Source organism: Clostridium aquiflavi, from assembly GCF_031344075.1.
GTDB classification, from domain to species: domain Bacteria; phylum Bacillota; class Clostridia; order Clostridiales; family Clostridiaceae; genus Clostridium; species Clostridium aquiflavi.
In genome coordinates this window covers 44,009-63,369 of sequence record NZ_JAVJAN010000009.1, presented here as the reverse complement: position 1 = coordinate 63,369, position 19,361 = coordinate 44,009, and the positions used below count along the sequence as shown (strand labels likewise).

The 19,361-nt window shown below is 27.1% G+C and carries 19 protein-coding genes and 1 other annotated feature; of the genes, 16 read left to right on the top strand and 3 right to left on the bottom strand.

Annotation, left to right across the window (positions count from 1 at the left end):
* Positions 1-10: 10 nt before the first annotated feature.
* Positions 11-1,003, bottom strand: coding sequence for an aspartate-semialdehyde dehydrogenase (locus RGC78_RS04575; protein ID WP_252213192.1), 993 nt, complete (start codon positions 1,001-1,003; stop codon positions 11-13).
* 272 nt (positions 1,004-1,275) lie between these two features.
* On the opposite strand from RGC78_RS04575, the gene RGC78_RS04570 reads away from it, so the two are divergent.
* The 3 genes from RGC78_RS04570 to hslO all read left to right on the top strand — a co-directional run bounded on the left by RGC78_RS04570 (position 1,276) and on the right by hslO (position 3,347).
* Positions 1,276-1,545 carry an alpha/beta-type small acid-soluble spore protein gene (locus RGC78_RS04570; RefSeq protein ID WP_252213194.1) on the top strand — a complete coding sequence of 90 codons (270 nt, stop codon included), beginning with the start codon at positions 1,276-1,278 and terminating at the stop codon, positions 1,543-1,545.
* Positions 1,546-1,707: 162 nt separating this feature from the next.
* Positions 1,708-2,445: a class I SAM-dependent DNA methyltransferase gene (locus RGC78_RS04565; protein ID WP_252213196.1), complete on the top strand. Its 738-nt coding sequence runs from the start codon at positions 1,708-1,710 to the stop codon at positions 2,443-2,445.
* 17 nt (positions 2,446-2,462) lie between these two features.
* Complete coding sequence (gene hslO, locus RGC78_RS04560; protein ID WP_309556122.1) at positions 2,463-3,347, top strand: Hsp33 family molecular chaperone HslO; 885 nt, start codon at positions 2,463-2,465, stop codon at positions 3,345-3,347.
* 167 nt (positions 3,348-3,514) lie between these two features.
* Here hslO and RGC78_RS04555 read toward each other — a convergent pair whose 3' ends face one another.
* Complete coding sequence (locus tag RGC78_RS04555) at positions 3,515-4,219, bottom strand: DUF6873 family GME fold protein (protein WP_252213200.1); 705 nt, start codon at positions 4,217-4,219, stop codon at positions 3,515-3,517.
* A 152-nt stretch (positions 4,220-4,371) separates the two neighbouring features.
* Between RGC78_RS04555 and ytxC the strand changes: the two genes are divergently transcribed.
* The 12 genes from ytxC (at position 4,372) to RGC78_RS04495 (ending at position 17,625) form a co-directional block, all read left to right on the top strand.
* Positions 4,372-5,280, top strand: a complete 909-nt coding sequence (gene ytxC, locus RGC78_RS04550) for a putative sporulation protein YtxC (protein WP_252213201.1) — start codon at positions 4,372-4,374, stop codon at positions 5,278-5,280.
* A 156-nt stretch (positions 5,281-5,436) separates the two neighbouring features.
* A complete protein-coding gene (infC, locus tag RGC78_RS04545) occupies positions 5,437-5,958 on the top strand; it encodes a translation initiation factor IF-3 (protein WP_252213202.1) in 522 nt (173 codons plus the stop codon).
* Between the two features lie 21 nt (positions 5,959-5,979).
* Positions 5,980-6,177, top strand: coding sequence for a 50S ribosomal protein L35 (gene rpmI, locus RGC78_RS04540; RefSeq protein ID WP_003373773.1), 198 nt, complete (start codon positions 5,980-5,982; stop codon positions 6,175-6,177).
* 28 nt (positions 6,178-6,205) lie between these two features.
* Complete coding sequence (gene rplT, locus RGC78_RS04535) at positions 6,206-6,565, top strand: 50S ribosomal protein L20 (RefSeq protein ID WP_003369926.1); 360 nt, start codon at positions 6,206-6,208, stop codon at positions 6,563-6,565.
* A 148-nt stretch (positions 6,566-6,713) separates the two neighbouring features.
* A complete protein-coding gene (locus RGC78_RS04530; RefSeq protein ID WP_252213203.1) occupies positions 6,714-8,063 on the top strand; it encodes a TrkH family potassium uptake protein in 1,350 nt (449 codons plus the stop codon).
* Positions 8,064-8,076: 13 nt separating this feature from the next.
* Positions 8,077-8,745, top strand: coding sequence for a potassium channel family protein (locus RGC78_RS04525; RefSeq protein ID WP_252213204.1), 669 nt, complete (start codon positions 8,077-8,079; stop codon positions 8,743-8,745).
* A 14-nt stretch (positions 8,746-8,759) separates the two neighbouring features.
* A complete protein-coding gene (locus RGC78_RS04520) occupies positions 8,760-9,539 on the top strand; it encodes a TrmH family RNA methyltransferase (RefSeq protein WP_252213205.1) in 780 nt (259 codons plus the stop codon).
* Between the two features lie 56 nt (positions 9,540-9,595).
* Positions 9,596-9,820, top strand: a binding site (T-box leader).
* 52 nt (positions 9,821-9,872) lie between these two features.
* On the top strand, positions 9,873-10,892 hold the full coding sequence (gene pheS, locus RGC78_RS04515) for a phenylalanine--tRNA ligase subunit alpha (RefSeq protein ID WP_252229235.1): 1,020 nt from the start codon (positions 9,873-9,875) through the stop codon (positions 10,890-10,892).
* Between the two features lie 34 nt (positions 10,893-10,926).
* The gene (gene pheT / locus RGC78_RS04510) at positions 10,927-13,302 is read left to right on the top strand and encodes a phenylalanine--tRNA ligase subunit beta (protein WP_252226083.1); all 2,376 of its coding nucleotides are present in this window, start codon (positions 10,927-10,929) and stop codon (positions 13,300-13,302) included.
* 127 nt (positions 13,303-13,429) lie between these two features.
* The gene (locus tag RGC78_RS04505; RefSeq protein WP_252213208.1) at positions 13,430-14,347 is read left to right on the top strand and encodes a S66 peptidase family protein; all 918 of its coding nucleotides are present in this window, start codon (positions 13,430-13,432) and stop codon (positions 14,345-14,347) included.
* Positions 14,348-14,648: 301 nt separating this feature from the next.
* Positions 14,649-15,590, top strand: a complete 942-nt coding sequence (locus tag RGC78_RS04500) for a ComEC/Rec2 family competence protein (RefSeq protein ID WP_252213209.1) — start codon at positions 14,649-14,651, stop codon at positions 15,588-15,590.
* A gap of 340 nt (positions 15,591-15,930) precedes the next feature.
* Complete coding sequence (locus tag RGC78_RS04495) at positions 15,931-17,625, top strand: putative bifunctional diguanylate cyclase/phosphodiesterase (RefSeq protein WP_309556119.1); 1,695 nt, start codon at positions 15,931-15,933, stop codon at positions 17,623-17,625.
* A gap of 88 nt (positions 17,626-17,713) precedes the next feature.
* Here RGC78_RS04495 and RGC78_RS04490 read toward each other — a convergent pair whose 3' ends face one another.
* A complete protein-coding gene (locus RGC78_RS04490) occupies positions 17,714-18,961 on the bottom strand; it encodes an MFS transporter (RefSeq protein WP_252226079.1) in 1,248 nt (415 codons plus the stop codon).
* Between the two features lie 212 nt (positions 18,962-19,173).
* On the opposite strand from RGC78_RS04490, the gene RGC78_RS04485 reads away from it, so the two are divergent.
* Positions 19,174-19,320 (top strand): hypothetical protein, encoded by a 147-nt coding sequence (locus RGC78_RS04485; protein WP_252213212.1) that lies wholly within the window; start codon positions 19,174-19,176, stop codon positions 19,318-19,320.
* The last annotated feature ends 41 nt before the right edge of the window (positions 19,321-19,361 follow it).

The following is a 19,361-nucleotide window of genomic DNA, read 5'->3' as shown; positions in this document are numbered from 1 at the left end:
TCCTCCATTTTTAATTGTTAGATTGGATCATTATTTCAGCAATTTGAATAGCATTAAGAGCTGCTCCTTTTCTTATATTGTCTCCAACAACCCATAGGTTTAAGCCATTATCAATACTAAAGTCCCTTCTGATTCTACCAACATAAACATCATCTTTTCCTGATACCATAAGAGGGGTAGGATATTTTAATTCTCTTACATCATCATATACAGTTACACCATTAGTGTTTCTAAATAATTCAAAAATATCTTCCACTTCAAATGGAGAATTTAATTCTACATTTATACTTTCACTATGCCCATTTAATACAGGAACTCTAGCTGTAGTAGCTGTTATTCTTAAATCAGGACAATTAAGTATTTTTCTTGTTTCATTAATCATTTTTTCTTCTTCTTTAGTGTATCCATTATCTAAAAAGACATCTATATGAGGTAAAACATTACCTGCTATAGGATAAGGAAATTTTTTTGGTGCAATTCCTTTAACGCCATCTTCTAAATCTTTTATGGCTTGAATTCCGGCACCTGATACGGCTTGATAAGTTGAATATACTATTCTTTTGATTCCATATTTATCATTTAATGCTTTCACTATAGGCATAGCCTGTATAGTAGAGCAGTTTGGATTAGCAATTATTCCTTTATGAAGTTTTATATCTTCAGGATTTACCTCTGGTACTATTAAAGGTACCTCAGGGTCCATTCTCCAAGCACTACTATTATCAATCACTACAGCTCCATATGAAGCAAATATAGGTGCAAATTCTTTACTAGCATCTCCACCTGCTGAAAAAAGTGCATAGTCTATTTTTTTACTTTTTATATTCTTTTCACATGTTTCTTCAACAATAAAATCCTTTCCTTTAAACTTTAAAGTTTTTCCTTCGGATCTTTTAGATGCAAAAAGATATAAATTTTTTACTGGAAAATCTCTTTCTTCTAGAATTTCTAAAAATTTTCTTCCTACATTTCCAGTAGCCCCAACTATTGCGACATTATACACATTAATCCCTCCTAATTATTTTTATAAGTATAATTTATTTTAAAAAATTATCTAATATACAAATACTATAGTTAAATATAATGAAAATATCAAGTGCATGTATAAAATAAGTGAAAATTTTTCATATAATAGCTATGTTTTATACATACTAATAGTATATTCAGAACATATTATTAGTGAATAATGATATAAAACAAATTAAGAAAATAATATACACTTTATTAGATATTATATAGTCTTAATAATTTGTTTTTTGAAAGGAGTGCGTAACTGTGAGTGGTACACCATTAAAAAAAATAATAAAATCCAAAATAAAATCTAATAAAGAACTTACTGAAGCAGAAAAAATGAGGGAAAAATTAAAATATGAAATTGCAGAAGAACTTGGCTTAAGTGATAAAGTTGATAAAGAAGGTTGGGGTGGACTTTCTGCAGAAGAGACAGGTCGTATAGGAGGTCTTATGACAAAAAGAAAGAAAATACTTAATATGCCAACTAATAATCAAATATTACAAAATTTAAATTATAATAAGAAAATATAATTTAAAGTATAAAATCTATATGGCTATAGTCTAATATTTATATGTAGTAAAGGAAATATATATGATAATGTGATTATATTCTATTAAAGTTGACGAATTACTTATTAAGATATAATATAATTGTTGGAAATATATATGATATTTTAAGGATGGGTAATATTTATGGCTTATGGCGAATTTGCAAATATTTATGATAAGTTAATATATGAAGATATAAATTACGACTTAGTAGGCAATAGAATTATAGAACTATGTAAAGAAAATAATATAAAATATGAAGACTACTTAGATTTAGCATGTGGGACAGGTAATGTATCAATAAATGTAGCTACATATTTTAAAAATACATATGCTGTTGATTTGTCAGATGATATGTTAAATATAGCATTTGATAAATTCAAAAAAAATAAAATTAAAGCAAAAATAATATGTCAAGATATGTGTGAGCTATCATTAAATCATAAATTTGATTTAATAACATCTGTTCTTGACTCTACAAATTATTTAACAGAATATGATGAGTTAATAAGTTATTTTAATAGAGTACATGAACATTTAAAAGATGACGGAATATTTATATTCGATATAAATTCTTATTACAAATTATCAACTATATTAGGTAATAATATTTATACATATAATTCAGATGATGTATTTTATACATGGGAAAACGTATTTGAAGAAGAAGTACTTAATATGTTTTTAACTTTTTTTGTTAAAAGTAAAGAAGAATTATACGAGAAATTTGAAGAGCAACACATAGAAAGAGCTTATAAAGAGGTTGAATTAGAAAAAGCTTTAAAAGACTGTGGTTTTAAATTAGTAGGTAAGTTCGATAGTTACAGTAATAAATCTGTATTTAAAGAAAGTGAAAGAATAGTTTATGTTGTAAGTAAATAATGGAGGGCGATATTTATATGAAAGATAAAATAGTTAGAGCAACGGCTAAAAATGGGATGGTTAGAATAATAGGAGGAATCACTACAAACTTAGTTGATGAGGGTAGTAAGATTCACGAATGTACTTCAGTTGCAGCAGCAGCGTTAGGAAGAATGCTTACTGCAGGAACTTTAATGGGAACTACATTAAAAAGTGAAAAAGAGTCTTTAACTTTAAAGATAAATGGTGGAGGAGAAGCAAAAGGAATAACAGTTACTGCACATAATGATGCAAGTGTGAAGGGTTTTATAGGGAATCCATATGTTACTAGGGAATTAAACGCTAAAGGAAAGTTAGATGTTGGTGGTGCTATAGGTAAGGATGGACTTTTATATGTAATTAAAGACTTAGGTTTAAAAGAACCATATGTAGGTCAAGTTCCAATATATAGTGGGGAAATAGCAGAAGACTTTGCTTATTATTTTACAGTATCTGAACAAACACCATCAGCAGTATCTTTAGGAGTGCTAGTGGATAAAGATATATCTATAAAAGCAGCAGGAGGATTTATAGTTCAAATGATGCCTGATGCAGATGAACTTTTAGCTGATTTAGTAACATATAGATTAGAAGAGATACCACCTATAACTACACTTATATCAGAAGGAAAAAGTATAGAAGAAATATTAGAATTTATATTTGAGGGCATGGATTTAAATATACTAGATTCTATTGAACCTAAATATAGATGTGATTGTTCAAGAGATAAAGTAGAGAAAGCATTAGCATCTATAGGTAAGAAAGAGTTGCAAGAAATATATGATGATGGTAAAAATGAAGAAATAGTATGTAATTTTTGTAACACTAAATATGCATTTACAACTAAAGATATTGGTGAGTTATTAAATTCTACAAAAAAATAATAGTAAAATTTACAACTAAATTATAATCTTAAGCAGTAAGTAATAAAAATGTACTTTGACTTTTAAGTTAAAGTACATTTTTTATATTAGAAAAATATTAATATAGGAACAGAAAAAAAATAAAATCATATTATTAATAGTGGATGTGATAAATTTACAAATTAGGTTTAAAGCACAAGTAAGCTACCTCTATCTATTAATTTACCTTTTCTTAAATAAATAGGAGAAACATCATATTTATATAAAAACTTATTCACTTCATTTCCCCACGTATAATGACTTAATTCACCAAAGAAAGCTATCTTATTATCAGAAATTAGCCCTCCAGTACCTCCAATAAATCCATAATTTAAATTTGGAAGAAGTATATCACCCGGAGGAAGCAAAAGGACATCAAAATCATAATTTATTAGTGTGGAATAAATTCCTACATCACTTGTTATAAGTGCTTTGTTTCTAACAGGTAGTACAGAGCATTTTGTATATCCTTGAGATACATTGATATTTAACTTAGATGATTGAGAATTTAAGAGAGTATTGTCACTATATTTTAAGTTGTGAATAAAATAATCATCTAAAATTAAAGAATTTAAAATAATATCTTTAGGGTATGTATTAGACAAGTTAGAATTTGAAAGAATATATTTTATATTCTTACTATCCAATAGTTTTATAAATTCTAAAGGGATATCTTTATGAATAATAATTTGATTTTCAGATGAATTGTTTAATATATTCATTTGAATATCAGGATGACCATTTATTGAGTCATATACATTATTAGATTTAGGAACTAAAATGGGTTCAATATTAAGTTTGTGTAAATTATTAATTTCTTCTTTTGTTGCTCTATAGTCAATAAAACAATACATAGTAATACTCCTTTAATATAGTAATTTATAATAAGAAATTACTACAAGATTAAAAAAAAAACAATAGGATATGAAAATCTAAAATTTAGTATTTTTATAAGTATAAGAGTTTTAAGTTTATTACATACTAATGTAAGAAGGGAGTGAAATCCATGCTTGTTTTGAAATTAGCTTATAATGATGAATTAGATTTTGTTGGTGAATTACAAGATTTAAGAGAATTGCTAAAGAAAAAAAATATAATAATAGGATTAGTAGAAAGCATAGAAGATAAGACTCATATTATAAAAATTATTTGTGAAGAAGAACATTATAATGAAAAGGTAAAAGATATTATTAATTTATATGTAAGTAATATTTTATATAAAGTTGTTATTGAAAATTATAGACAAAAAGAAATGTTTGAATTTTTAACAGAAAATTATTTTTTCTTAAAACAAGATGAAATATTAGAAATAGAAGATGATATTGTTAAAGTATTAGAATGTGAAAGTGGATTAAAAGATGGTAACTCTATTTATTATTTAAATAAGATGAACGGAATTATTGAAGAGATAAAAGATTGCATAAAAGAAAAGCAAGAAATTAATATAAATGGATTTATAACATTTAGAATGAAGAAACTTAGAGGCGATATAGAGAAAATAATACAAAAAGTAGTTGAAAATTATATTGTTGAAAAGGAGTATAAGGAATTTGTTAAGTTATTAAAGTATTTTGTTGATATACAAGATTGCAAGATAGAACTGATAGATATATCTATAGAAGAAAATGGTAACTATATAGTAACTGATAATTATGGAACAGATTTATTAAAAACATTTAAGGAAGAATTTTCGGATTGTAAGAAAATGAGCGATGTTAGTACAGAAGATATATTAATAAGTGGATTAATTACAAACACTCCTAAAAAAATAATAATTCATAATAAAGAGAATTCTATTAATAGAGAATTTTTAGATACTATTAATAATGTGTTTGAAGAGAGGGTCGAATATTGCACAGGATGCATGAAATGTGAAAATAAAAAAATAATAATAAAAAGTATTGACACATTATGAAATGCTTGATATAATTTAGTTCGTAAAGAAGAAACATAGCCGTTTCTCACCATACAGTTGTGAAGTACTAGTGTGGTTATATCTCTAGATTTTATCAATAGTGATAGTGTAAGACGGCTTATGGCCGTCTTTTATTATGTATAAAATTCCTCGGAGGTGAAAAGTATTAGTAAAGATTATTTTATTAATGAAGAGATAAGACAAAAAGAATTAAGAGTAGTTGCAAATGATGGAGAACAATTAGGTGTAATTTCTTCAAGAGAAGCTATGAGAATAGCAGAAGAACAAGAGTTAGATTTAGTTATGATTTCACCAAATGCAAACCCTCCAGTGTGTAAAATAATGGACTTTGGTAAGTTCATATATGAACAATCTAAAAAAGAAAAAGAAGCTAAGAAGAAACAAAAGGTTGTAAGTGTTAAAGAAGTAAGAGTAAGTCTTACAATAGAAGAACATGACATTGCTATAAAAGCAAAGAATGCCAGAAAATTCTTATTAGACGGAGATAAAGTTAAAATCACTGTTAGATTTAGAGGTAGAGAGATGGAATTGACTCATATTGGAGCAAGAATTCTTGATAACTTCGCAAAGAAATTGGAAGATGTCTGCCAAATAGAAAAGCATCCAAAAAAAGAAGGCAGAAACATGACAATGGTTTTAGGCCCTAAAAAGGGATAACTTGAGAGGAGGATTTTATTTATGCCAAAAATGAAAAGCCACAGAGGTGCAGCAAAGAGATTTAAGAAAACAGGTACAGGAAAGCTTAAGAGAGCGAAAGCATTCAAAAGCCATATATTAACAAAGAAGAGTCCTAAAACTAAGAGAAATCTTAGAAAAGGTGGATACGTATCAAAATCAGAAGAAAAAGTAATGAAAAAATTATTACCATATCTATAATTTGAAGAGGTTACAGGAGGTTTAAAGCATGGCAAGAGTAAAGAGAGCAAAAAACGCTCGTAAGAATCATAAAAAGGTTTTAAAACTTGCAAAAGGATACTACGGTGGAAAGAGTAAGTTATTTAAAACAGCTAACGAATCAGTAATTAGAGCATTAAGAAATTCTTATGTTGGAAGAAAGAATAAAAAGAGAGATTACAGAAGATTATGGATTGCTAGAATAAATGCAGCAACAAGAATCAATGGTCTTTCATATTCAAAATTCATGAACGGAATTAAATTAGCTGGTATCGATATAAACAGAAAAATGTTATCAGAAATCGCTATAAATGATGCAAAAGCATTTGCTGATTTAGTAGAAGTAGCTAAAAAACAATTAAACGCTTAATAAAATGCGACCTAGGTCGCATTTTTATTATATATTGAAAAATATTATAATATAAAAATTATTTATATATCTTTAGTTTACATAAAATTTATATTAAATAGGTAAAATAAAATGAAGTAATTTTAAATTAACCTTTTGAGGTGAGTATATGGGAAAAGTTCTGACAAAAAAATCAAGACTTAATGCAGTTCAAGTGCTATCTATAGGTTTTGCTATAGTTGTTTTAATAGGAGCACTTATATTAACTTTACCTATTTCTTCTGTCAGCGGTGAAAGTACAAATTTTATAGATGCCATTTTTACATCTACATCAGCAGTATGTGTTACTGGGTTAGTTACATTAGACACAGGAACTCACTGGAGTACTTTTGGTCAAGTTATAATTATAATGTTAATAGAAATTGGTGGCATGGGCTTCATGTCTTTTACTACATTTATTGCAATATTATTAGGAAAAAAGATAACTTTAAGGGATAGATTATTAATGCAGGAAGCTATGAACACTTTCAATATTGAAGGTTTAGTAAGAATGGTTCAATATGTTTTTGCATTAACATTTTCAGTTCAGTTTTTTGGCGCCTTATTATTATCAACTCAGTTCATACCGCAGCTTGGATTTTCAAAGGGATTATTTTATAGTATATTTCATTCTATTTCAGCATTTTGTAATGCAGGGTTTGATTTATTTGGAAATTTTAATAGTTTAACTGGTTATTCTAGTAATATAGTAGTAATATTAAGCATAAGTGCTTTAATAATAATTGGTGGTTTAGGTTTTACAGTATGGCTTGAAATATATAATTATAATAAAAGTTCTAAAAGATTATCTCTTAATTCTAAGGTGGTATTATTAGTTACTATATTTTTAATTATTTTTGGATTTATATGTATATTTTTATTTGAATATAAGAATATGCAAACTATAGGTGGGATGTCTTTTAAAGACAAAATATTAAATTCATTTTTTGCATCTGTATCTCCAAGAACAGCAGGATTTAATAGTATTTCTACTGATGATATGACGATGTCTGGTAAATTAATTACTATAATATTAATGTTTATAGGAGGATCATCGGGTTCAACAGCAGGTGGTTTAAAAACTGCTACATTTGGTGTTCTGATTTTAACAGTAATTTCTGTTTTAAAAGGAAGAGAAGATACTGAAGCATTTGAAAAAAGATTTTCAAAAGATTTAGTATATAAAGCATTTACTTTATTTTTTATTGCAATGATGCTTGTGATGATAGTGACAATGATTCTTACCATAGTGGAACCAAATCAATCTTTTATAAATTTACTTTATGAAGCAACTTCAGCTTTTGGTACAGTAGGATTAACTACTGGAGTAACGCAACAATTATCATTTACAGGAAAGATTGTAATAATGCTTACTATGTATTGTGGTAGAGTTGGTCCATTAACTGTAATTTTAGCATTGTTAAATAGAAAGAAAAAAAAGGGATATAGATATCCAGAAGGTAAGATATTGATAGGATAGGAGTGACTTAGTTTTGGTAAACAAACAATTTGTGGTGATTGGGTTAGGTCGATTTGGTGCTTCTGTTGCTAAGACTTTATATGACTTAGGAAATGATGTTTTAGTAATAGATAAAGACGAAGATATAATTCAAGATATTTCTGATAATGTAACTCATGCAGTTCAAATGGATTCTACTGATGAGAATGCATTAAGAACATTAGGACTTAGAAATTTTGATGTTGCAATTGTAACTATAGGATCTAATATACAAGCAAGCATTATGGCAACATTACTTGTTAAAGAATTAGGTGTTAAATATATAATTGCAAAAGCTAATAATAAGATACATTCTAAAGTTTTGTATAAAATTGGTGCTGATAGGGTAATATTACCAGAACAAGATATGGGGGTTAGAGTTGCTCATAATTTAGTTTCTTCTAGTATATTAGATTATATTGAATTATCTTCAGACTACAGTATAATGGAAATTGAAGCTTTAGATGAATGGGATGGAAAAAGTCTAAGGGAAATAAAATTAAGAAGTCAGTATGGAATAAATGTTATGGCAATTAAAGAAGGCGAAGATATAAATATATCACCTTCAGCTGATCACATTGTAAAAGCTAAAGATATAATAGTAGCTATTGGTTCAGCAGAAGATTTAAGTAAACTTGAGGGTATGATAGTAAGATTAAAATAATTGAGGTGTAGACTTTGATTTTTATTGAAAGTAAAGAAAATACTATATATAAAGAAGCTAAAAAACTCAAAGAGAGAAAAAATAGAAATAAAATTAATAAATATGTAATTGAAGGATTTAGACTTGTTAATGAAGCAATAAAAGCAAATTTAGATATAGATTATTTAATATTAACTGAAGTAGGGTATGAAAAATTAGATAATTATATAGATAAAAACAATATAGAAAATAAAAAGGTTTATTGTATTGCTGATAATTTATTTAAAGATTTAACATCAACAGAAAATCCTCAAGGAATAATTGCTATAGTTAAAATGGAGAATAAAAATCTAGATTTTCAAGGGGATTTTTATTTGTTTTGCGATAAAGTACAAGATCCAGGAAATCTAGGAACTATAATAAGAACTGCTCATGCAGCAGGTGTAAATGGAATAATATTATCTAAAGGAACTGTAGACATATATAATGAAAAAACAATAAGATCAACAATGGGATCATTGTTTTATATGCCTATATATTATGATGATGATTTTTCATTAATAAAATCATTGAAAAAAGATGGATTTAAATTAATAGTTACGTCATTAGAAAGTAGTAAAGATTTTTTTAAAGAAGATTTAAAAGGAAAGACTATACTTACAGTTGGCAATGAAGGAAATGGTGTATCTGATGAAGTGTTAGACTTAGCCGATAGAAGAGTTAAAATACCCATGCCAGGTGGAGCAGAATCTTTAAATGTAGCTATAGCGACATCCATTATAATTTATGAAAAAGTAAGACAAAATTTTAATTGAATTTTTAGTATTGAATTTTAATTAGTTTATTTGTATAATTATAGGGAATTAAATAATTATAAACTGTGAATGAGAGAGTAGATATTAGAAAGTTTTTAGGGAGAATAAGTCATAGACTGGAAGCTTATTTAAATGAAATAATGTTGAAGTTCACTCAGGAGTTCTAGCTGTGAAATTAAGTAGTAGCTAGCGGTCAATGCCGTTAAATTTTAAGTTGGATTCTTATAATATATTTTTATAAGTTTCAATTAGGGTGGTAACGCGGATAATTCGTCCCTTTTATAGGGGGACGATTTTTTATTGTACATAAAAATGTTTGAAAGGAGAAAAAACATGAAAGAAAAACTTAAAGAATTGCAAGAACTTGCATTAAAGCAAATTGAAAATTCAATGAAAAGTAATGAATTAGAAGAAATTAGAGTTAAGTTCTTAGGAAAAAAAGGGGAACTTACTACAATATTAAGAGGTATGGGGGCATTATCTGCAGAAGAAAGACCTTTAGTAGGAAAGCTAGTTAATGAAGCTAAAGCTAAAGTAGAAGAAAAATTAGAGACAGCAATAAAGAAAATAAAAGATAAAGAGAAAACAGAAAAACTTGCTAGTGAAACTATAGATATTTCACTTCCAGGTAAAAAGAAGGTTATAGGAAAGAGACATCCATTAGAATTAACACTTCAAAATATGGAAGATATATTTGTATCAATGGGATTTACAATTGAAGAAGGTCCAGAAGTTGAATATGATCACTATAATTTTGAAGCATTAAATATACCTAAAAATCATCCGGCTAGAAGTGAACAAGATACATTATATATAAATGATAATATAGTTCTTAGAACTCAAACTTCACCAGTTCAAGTTAGAACTATGGAAAATCAAAAGCCACCAATTAAGATGATTTCACCAGGTAAAGTTTATAGATCAGATTCAGTGGATGCAACACATTCACCTATATTCTATCAAATGGAGGGTTTGGTTATAGATAAAGGAGTTACTTTTGCAGATTTAAAAGGAACTTTAGAATTATTTGCTAAGAAGATGTTTGGCGATAAAGTTCAAACTAAGTTTAGACCACATCACTTCCCATTTACAGAACCATCAGCTGAAATGGATGCAACTTGTTTTGTATGTGGAGGAGAAGGCTGTAGAGTATGTAAAAATAGTGGATGGATAGAACTTTTAGGTTGTGGTATGGTTCATCCAAATGTACTTAGAAATTGTGGAATAGATCCAGAAGTATATAGTGGATTCGCTTTCGGATTTGGTGTTGATAGAATGGTAATGCTTAAGTATGGTATAGATGATATAAGATTACTATACGAAAGTGACATGAGATTCTTAAATCAATTTTAATAAAGAATTTAAAGGTAAATGAGGAGGAAAAAATATGAAAGTACCATTTAGTTGGTTACAAGATTATGTTGATATAAATGTTAGCCCTAAAGAATTAGGAGATAAATTAACTTTAACAGGATCACAATTAGAAGAATTAATAATTCAAGGTGATGTTATAGATAAAGTTGTTACAGGAAAAATTACTGAAATAGAAAAACATCCGGATGCTGATAAACTAAGCATTTGTCAAGTTGATATTGGAACTGAAACTATTCAAATAGTTACTGCTGCAACAAACATGAAAGAGCAAGACGTAGTACCAGTAGCTTTACATGGTTCAACATTGGCAGATGGAACTAAGATTAAAAAAGGTAAGCTTAGAGGGGTACCATCAAATGGTATGTTCTGTTCTGAAGAAGAACTTGGAATTGCAGGAGATGAACCCGTTCATGGATTAATGATTTTACCTACAGATACTAAACTTGGAGTAGAACTTAAAGAATTATTAAAGTTAAATAAAGCTATTTTAGATTTTGAAATAACTTCAAATAGACCTGATTGTTTAAGTATAGTTGGTATGGCTAGAGAAACAGCAGCAGCTTTAAGAACTACTTATAAGATGCCTAATTTAGAATATAAAGTTTCTGGTGAAGGCAATGTAGATAATGAACTAAAAGTTGAAGTAAAAGATGATTTGTGTTTAAGATACATGGCTAGAAAAGTTAAAAATGTAAAAGTGAAACCATCACCAGGTTGGCTTCAAGAAAGACTTCTTGAAGCAGGAATAAGACCTATAGATAATATAGTTGATATTACAAACTTTGTAATGCTTGAATTAGGTCAACCGATGCATGCTTATGATGCTAGAGAAATATCTACTAATAAAATAGTAGTTGAAAGAGCTAAACAAGGTGAAAAATTCACTACTTTAGATGAAGCTGAAAGAGAATTAGATGACTCTATGCTTTGCATAAAAGATGACAATAAAATAGTTGGATTAGCTGGAATAATGGGTGGATTAAACTCAGAAATAAAAGAAGATACAACTGAAGTTATTTTCGAATCTGCAAACTTTGATGGTACTAACATAAGAGTTAATTCTAAGAAGTTAAACTTAAGAAGTGAAGCTTCTGGAAGATTTGAAAAAGATATAGATCCTAACTTGGCTAAACTTGCAATTGATAGAGCATGTGCTTTAATTTGTGAATTAGGTGCTGGAGAAATTGTAGAAGGAACAATAGATATATATAATAAAAAGAAAGAAACTGGAAAATTAGTTGTTGATTTTAACTGGGTCAATAAATTCCTTGGAACAGATATTTCTAAAGAAGAAATGAAAAAATGCCTAGATAGTGTTGATTTATTTACAGAAATCCATGGAGACAATTTAAATGTAACAGCTCCAACATTTAGAATAGATATAGCTATTAAAGAAGATATAGCAGAAGAAATAGCTAGAATATATGGATATGATGTTATTCCTGCTACAATATTTAGCGTAGCTACATCAAGAGAACCTAAATATAGAAAGAGATTATTAGATGATAAAGTAGTAATGCTTGCTACAGGCAGTGGATTAAATCAATCTATAAGTTATTCATTTGTATCTCCAAAGGTATTTGATAAAATTAATGTACCAGAAGATAGCGAGCTTAGAAATGTAGTTAGAATTAAAAATCCATTAGGTGAAGATTATAGTGTTATGAGAACTTCCACTATACCTTCAATGATGGAATGTTTAGGAAGAAATTACTCAAGAAATAATGACTATGTTAGACTATTTGAAATGGCTAAAGTATATATTAAAAATGAAGATGAAACTAAGATTCCAACTGAAAGAAACATATTAACTATTGGTATGTATGGAGATTGCGATTATTTAGATCTTAAAGGCGCAGTTGAAAACATAATAGATGGTCTTGGAATAAAGAATTCTAAATATGAAAGAGAAAGTGAAAATGTAAGTTATCATCCAGGAAAAACTGCAAAACTTGTTATAGGTAAGAATGTAGTTGGTACTTTAGGAGAAGTTCATTTAGATATAACTGAAAATTATGGTATTGATGTACCTTGCTTTATTGCAGAACTCAACTTAGATGCATTATATGAAAATGCTGACATGGATAAAAAATATAAAGCATTACCTAAATTCCCTGCGGTTACAAGAGATATTGCGTTACTTGTAGATGATAGTATACTAGTTCAAGAAATTGAAGAGTGCATAAGAAAAGCTGGCGGAAATTTAGTTGAAAAAGTAGAATTATTCGATATATACAAAGGAAAACAAATTCCTGATGGTAAGAAGAGTATAGCTTATGCTATTTGCTATAGAGCGGATAAAACATTAACAGATAAAGAAGTTAATAAAGTACATGATAAGATATTAAGATCTTTAGAATATAAATTAGGTGCTACTTTAAGAGACTAATTAAATTGAAATTAAAAATGACTGGATTTTATAATTTAAAATCTAGTCATTTTTTTATACTTTAAGGATAAATAAGTTTAAGTTTAAATATATTGATATTAAAGTAATTATAGAGGATGGAAATATATTGAGAAGACCTAAACCATTAAAAAAAGGAGATAAAATAGCTCTTGTAGGATTATCTAGTCCAACAACTGAAGAAAGATTAGAATTATCTATTAAAGCAATGAGAGAATTAGGATTTGAAGTTGTAGTTGGTGAAAGTTGTAAAGCCCATTATGGTTATTTATCTGGAAGTGATGATATGAGAGCTAATGATTTAAATACTATGTTTTCTGATAAATCAATATCTGGAATTTTTGCAATAAGGGGAGGGTATGGATCAACAAGGATTTTAGATAAGCTAGATTATAATATGATAAAAAAGAATGCTAAAGTATTTTCAGGATATAGTGATGTTACAGCTATTCATAATGTAATAAATAAGAGGTGTAATTTTATTACATTTCATGCACCTATGCCAGCAACAGAAATGTATAAGGGACTAGATAAGTACACTGAGTATTATTTTAAAAAGAGTATATTTACATTAAAGCCTTTAGGAAAATTAAGAAATATAGAGAGCACAGAAATTAAAACTTTATTTGAAGGAGAAGCAGAAGGAAGATTAGTTGGAGGAAATCTTTCAGTAATTTGTTCAACACTAGGAACAGATTATGAAATAGATACTAAAGGAAAAATATTATTTTTAGAAGAGATTGATGAATATCCATACAAAATTGATAGAATGATTATGCAATTAAAACAATGCAATAAATTAAAGGATGCAAGTGGGATAATTTTAGGGAAATGGACTGATTGTTTACCACCAAAGGGTAGAGAAAGCTTGTCATTAATGCAAATATTTGAAGAGTTAATAGCATCAGAGGGGAAACCTGCATTATATGATGTTTATTGTGGACATTGTTTACCAACACTTACCCTTCCTTTAGGTGCTAAAATAAAAATTAATGCAGATAATCAAGAGATAAATATATTAGAATAAAGAAATTAAGCAATAAAGTTCAATTACAATGCCCTTTACCTATTGCATATTTAAAATATAGACATAAATAATATGATTTAGATAAAGTTATCAAATAAAGGTCTTTATTTGATAACTTTATTAGTTTATACTATAAATTAGCGAACATATGTTTTGAATGATAGTTTATATTTTAGTAGCGTGTGGACATATCCAATTTTCCTATTGAATATATCAATACATATTTAAAACATAGTCTTAGTTAAAAGCAGTTTAACTAAGAGATGAAAAGAATTTTAATTATTAAGATGGAGGAAATAATTTGAGTAATAATAATGACAAACTAAAAAAAGCTTTTAAAAAGAGTATGAAAAAAAATAAAGGTAATAAAAAGGCGCAATTCATAACAATAATACTTTTTGCTATTATAGGACTTATGAGCTTTGTTTTTGGAAATGATTTTAATTCTAATACCCCAGAAAATTTAGGAAATGTAAGTGGGAACTTAGAAGTTTCTTATTTGGATGTTGGACAAGGTGATGCTGCATATATAAGAGTTAATGATTTTGATATATTAATAGATGCAGGTCCAAGAAGTGAAGCAGATCATTTATTAAAGCAATTAGAAGAAAAAAATATAGATGATTTTGAAATGGTAATTGCGACTCATCCACATGAAGATCATATAGGTGGAATGACAAAAATATTTCAAAAGTATAAAGTAGAAAATTTTTATATGCCTAAAGTTACTCATACAACAAAAACATTTGAAAATATGTTAAATGCAGTTTCAAATGAAGGGATTAAGATTCAAACGATAAAAGAAGGTATGAAATTTGATTTAGGTTCTGGTGCTAAAATAGATGTATATTCTCCAATAAAAGAAAGTTATGAGGAGTTTAATAATTACTCACCTATAATGAAATTAACATTTGGTGATAAAAAGTTAATGTTTACTGGGGATGCAGAAACACTTGTAGAACAAGAAGTTTTGTCTAAATATTCAAAAGATCTTAAAGCAGATGTATTAAAGTTTGGTCATCATGGGTCAAGCACATCTTCAAGTAATGAATTTATACAAGCTGTATCACCACAATATGGGATAATAAGTTGTGGCACAGATAATAGTTATGGTCATCCTCATAAAGAAACCATGAGTAAGATTTCTAAAAATGGAATAGAAACTTATAGAACAGACTTACAAGGTGAAATAACAGTAACATCTAATGGAAAGACTATATCAGTTAAAACAAAAAAGAGTTAAATATAACCATTTTAAGAGAAAAAACAATAAATAATTATAAGTAAAAAATAACAGAAATTATCTTAACCCTAGTAAGTGGTTCTGGTAGGTTCTGTTTTTTTTATTAGTTGCTTTTTAAAATAGAAGTTTTATAAAAATAATACGAATATATAAGTAGATAATTGTTAAATTTGTAATTTACTTAATTGTGGTTTATATATATTCTATTAACAAAAATAGATATTTTTTGACAAATTTATATAAAAATATTCCATAACATGATATAATATGTTTAAAATTATTATTTTGTTATAAAAGTGTTTATAATTTAAGTTTAATATTCTAGAAAGAAGTGATATAGGTGAAGCATAAGTATAATTCGAAAATTATAAATTTTGAACAAGCTTCCACAATATACAAGTTAATAGATAACAGTACTGATGATTATGTATTTATTTGGGATGTTAATAGCAATGTATTTAAAATATCATCATCTATTTTATGTGATTTTGATTTAGATGGTACAACAACTAGTGACATAGAAGAATATTGGTCTAAAATTATATATAATGATGATAAAGATATATTTTTGCATGGAATAAATAAAATAAAATCAGGACTTTCAAATATTAATATTTTTCAATGCCGTTTTGTAAATAAAAAAGGTGAAGTGATATGGATTTCTTTTCGTGGAAGTTTATTAAAAGATGAAAATGAAAACGCTATAATTGTATTTGGACATATAACTGATATGAATAAAGATACAAAAATAGATTTTATAACAGGAGTGCTAAATAGAAGTAAATTTCAAGAAGATATGATGAATTTTCTTGATAATAAATCTGAAATTGTTTCTGCAGTTATAGTTATGGGAATTGATAATTTTAAAAACATAAATGAGAAACATGGTTATTTATTTGGTGACATGGTTATTAGAGATGTGGCTCAAAAAATCACTTTAATGCTACCTAAGAATATGAATATATATAGAATTGATGGAGATAAATTTGCAATTTTTTATAAGGACGCAAATTATAAAAAAGTAGAAGTATTATTTAATAACATTAAGGACTATATGAATGTACAACATGAAATTGATGATAAAAAATATTTTTGCACTTTATCATGTGGAGTAGCATTATATCCTAATGATGCACTTTCATGTATGGAACTATTTCAAAGGGCTAATAGTGCCATGGAATTTGCCAAAATAAGTGGAAAAAATAGATTAGAATTTTTTTCAGAAGAATTATATAATAAGAAAATACGTTTCCTAACACTTCAAGAGCAATTAAGAGAAAGTATAAGAAATAATTTTGATGGATTTGAATTGTATTATCAACCACAAGTTAAGGCGTCTAATCATGAATTAAAGGGTGCAGAAGCACTACTTAGATGGAATTCACCTGAACTAGGAGAAATATCTCCTTTAGAATTTATTCCGTTTTTAGAAGAGAGTGGTTTAATTGTAAAGGTTGGTAAATGGGTTATTAGGGAAGCATTAAAAATGTGTATGAATTGGCAAAGTATAATCGAAGATTTTAAAATGAGCATAAATGTTTCATATATTCAATTAAAGGAAGATAATTTTAATGTGTATTTAGATGAATGTATAAAAGAATTCGGAATAAATAAAAATTCTGTTATACTAGAATTAACAGAAAGTTGTTGGGCACCAGATTTTAAATTTTTAATTAAAAAATTTGCTGATTTTGAGGAATATGGCATAAATATGGCTATAGATGATTTTGGAACAGGATATTCTTCATTAAATTATCTTAGAAATTTACCAGTAAATATTGTAAAGATAGATCGTTCTTTTGTAAGACATCTTACGGAAAAAAGTTATAATTTTACATTTATAGAGTATGTAATAAAACTTATGCATAGCATTAATATTAAAGTATGTATTGAAGGTATTGAAACTGTAGAAGAATTTGAAATTATAAATAAAGTAAACCCAGATTATATTCAAGGATATCTATTTGGAAAACCTGAGAGCACAGACATGTTTTATCGAAAGTTTATAGATGCTAAAGAACAATTATTAGTATAAGTTTAAAAATTCAATTAGTGCATATATATACATATATTTAAAACAGAGATATTTTTAAAAATTAAGAAGTAGTAAGAATACAGTATTACTACTTCTTATTATATGAAGATATATTAATATAATTAAGAAGATACATTAACATTCCACCTATTCCAACGATTAAGCTAACAATTAACCAAGCCTGTCTTATTCCAACTACAGAAATCATTCTACCCATGATTATAGGTCCAATACCATTTCCTGTACCATACAATAAAGGTAAAATTGAATTTATTCTTCCTCTATGTGATGAAGGACTAAGATTTGCTATAAAAGTTTGAGAATTTGTAGCAATTGATATTTCGCCTATAGTCATTATAGTAACAATGATAAAAAATGAAAAAATATTAGAGGCAAAGCTACAAAGGCCAAAGGCCAATGAATACAGAAGTCCTCCAACTGAAATGATAGAAAGTATTCTATATTTCTTTGTTAGAACTGTTATTATTGGAGTAAATAGAATTACTATTAATCCATTGAAACTACTCAAAACCCCAAAGTATCTAGCACCATTAGTGCTAAATATATCATTTAATTGTATTGGTACTGCAAATCCCCACTGAGAATAAGCAAAATGAAATGTTAACATTAGTAAGGAATAATAAATTAGAATAGGACGTTTAAGAAATATTTTAAATACTGAACAATTTTCAGCTTTCTCGAAAGAACTCTTATTTTCGTTAATGGAACCTTCTAATAAATTAGGTTTAATATCTTTTATAAAATATCCTATTAATAAAAGATAAATCAATGTTGTAACACCATCACCTATAAATATTAGACTTAAATAATTATTAAATAATAAGCCACCTAATAGTGGTCCTATTGCAAATCCTAAATTTAATCCTATATATATAAGTGAAAAAGAATTTTTTCTATTTTCAGAAGTTGTGATATCTGAAACTAGTGCATCATAAGCAGGCAAAGATACCGATGAAAAACAAGATGCTAATAGTATAAAGTTAGTTAATGTATTAGATAAAGGTAAAAAACCACAAATTATAAATGTACAAGCTGACAATCCTTGAAAAACAAGTATTACTTTTTTTCTTCCTATAGAGTCAACTAGTTTACCTCCTATTAATACACAGGGGGCTTGAAGAATAGCTAAAAAGGTTACAAATTCACCAGCTTGGCTTATAGATAGACCTATTTTTTGAATAAGTATTAGTGATAACAATGGATAAATAAAAGATCCTATACAATTTATTATTTTACCTAGAAAAAGTATATAAATTTCTTTAGGGAGTCCTGAATATGGGGAAAATATAAGTATCAATTTATTTTTTAATTTCATCTTAAATCTCCTTTTATTAATATTTAAAACAGAGCTAAATATAAAAATAATTATTAAATTATACCCTTAAATACTAAAAAATTCAATTTATTTTAAATAAATGAATTTGAAATTTGTGAATTGATAAAAAATATAAATATTATTTATAATATTTATATTTTTACACAAACTTATAAGTGTATAAATTTATTTTTGAAAGGAGAAAATGTATCATGGAAAAATTTGGAGAAGAAATAAAAGATACTGCTAGAAAAATGAAGACAGAAATAAAAGAAACTGCAAGGGAAATAAAAGGTAAGATGACAGAACAAGGTGAAATTATAAAGGAACATGCTAATAATTTAAAACATAAGTTATAATGTTTTGTATTAAATAAAGATTATAAGAACCAAGAAGTGAA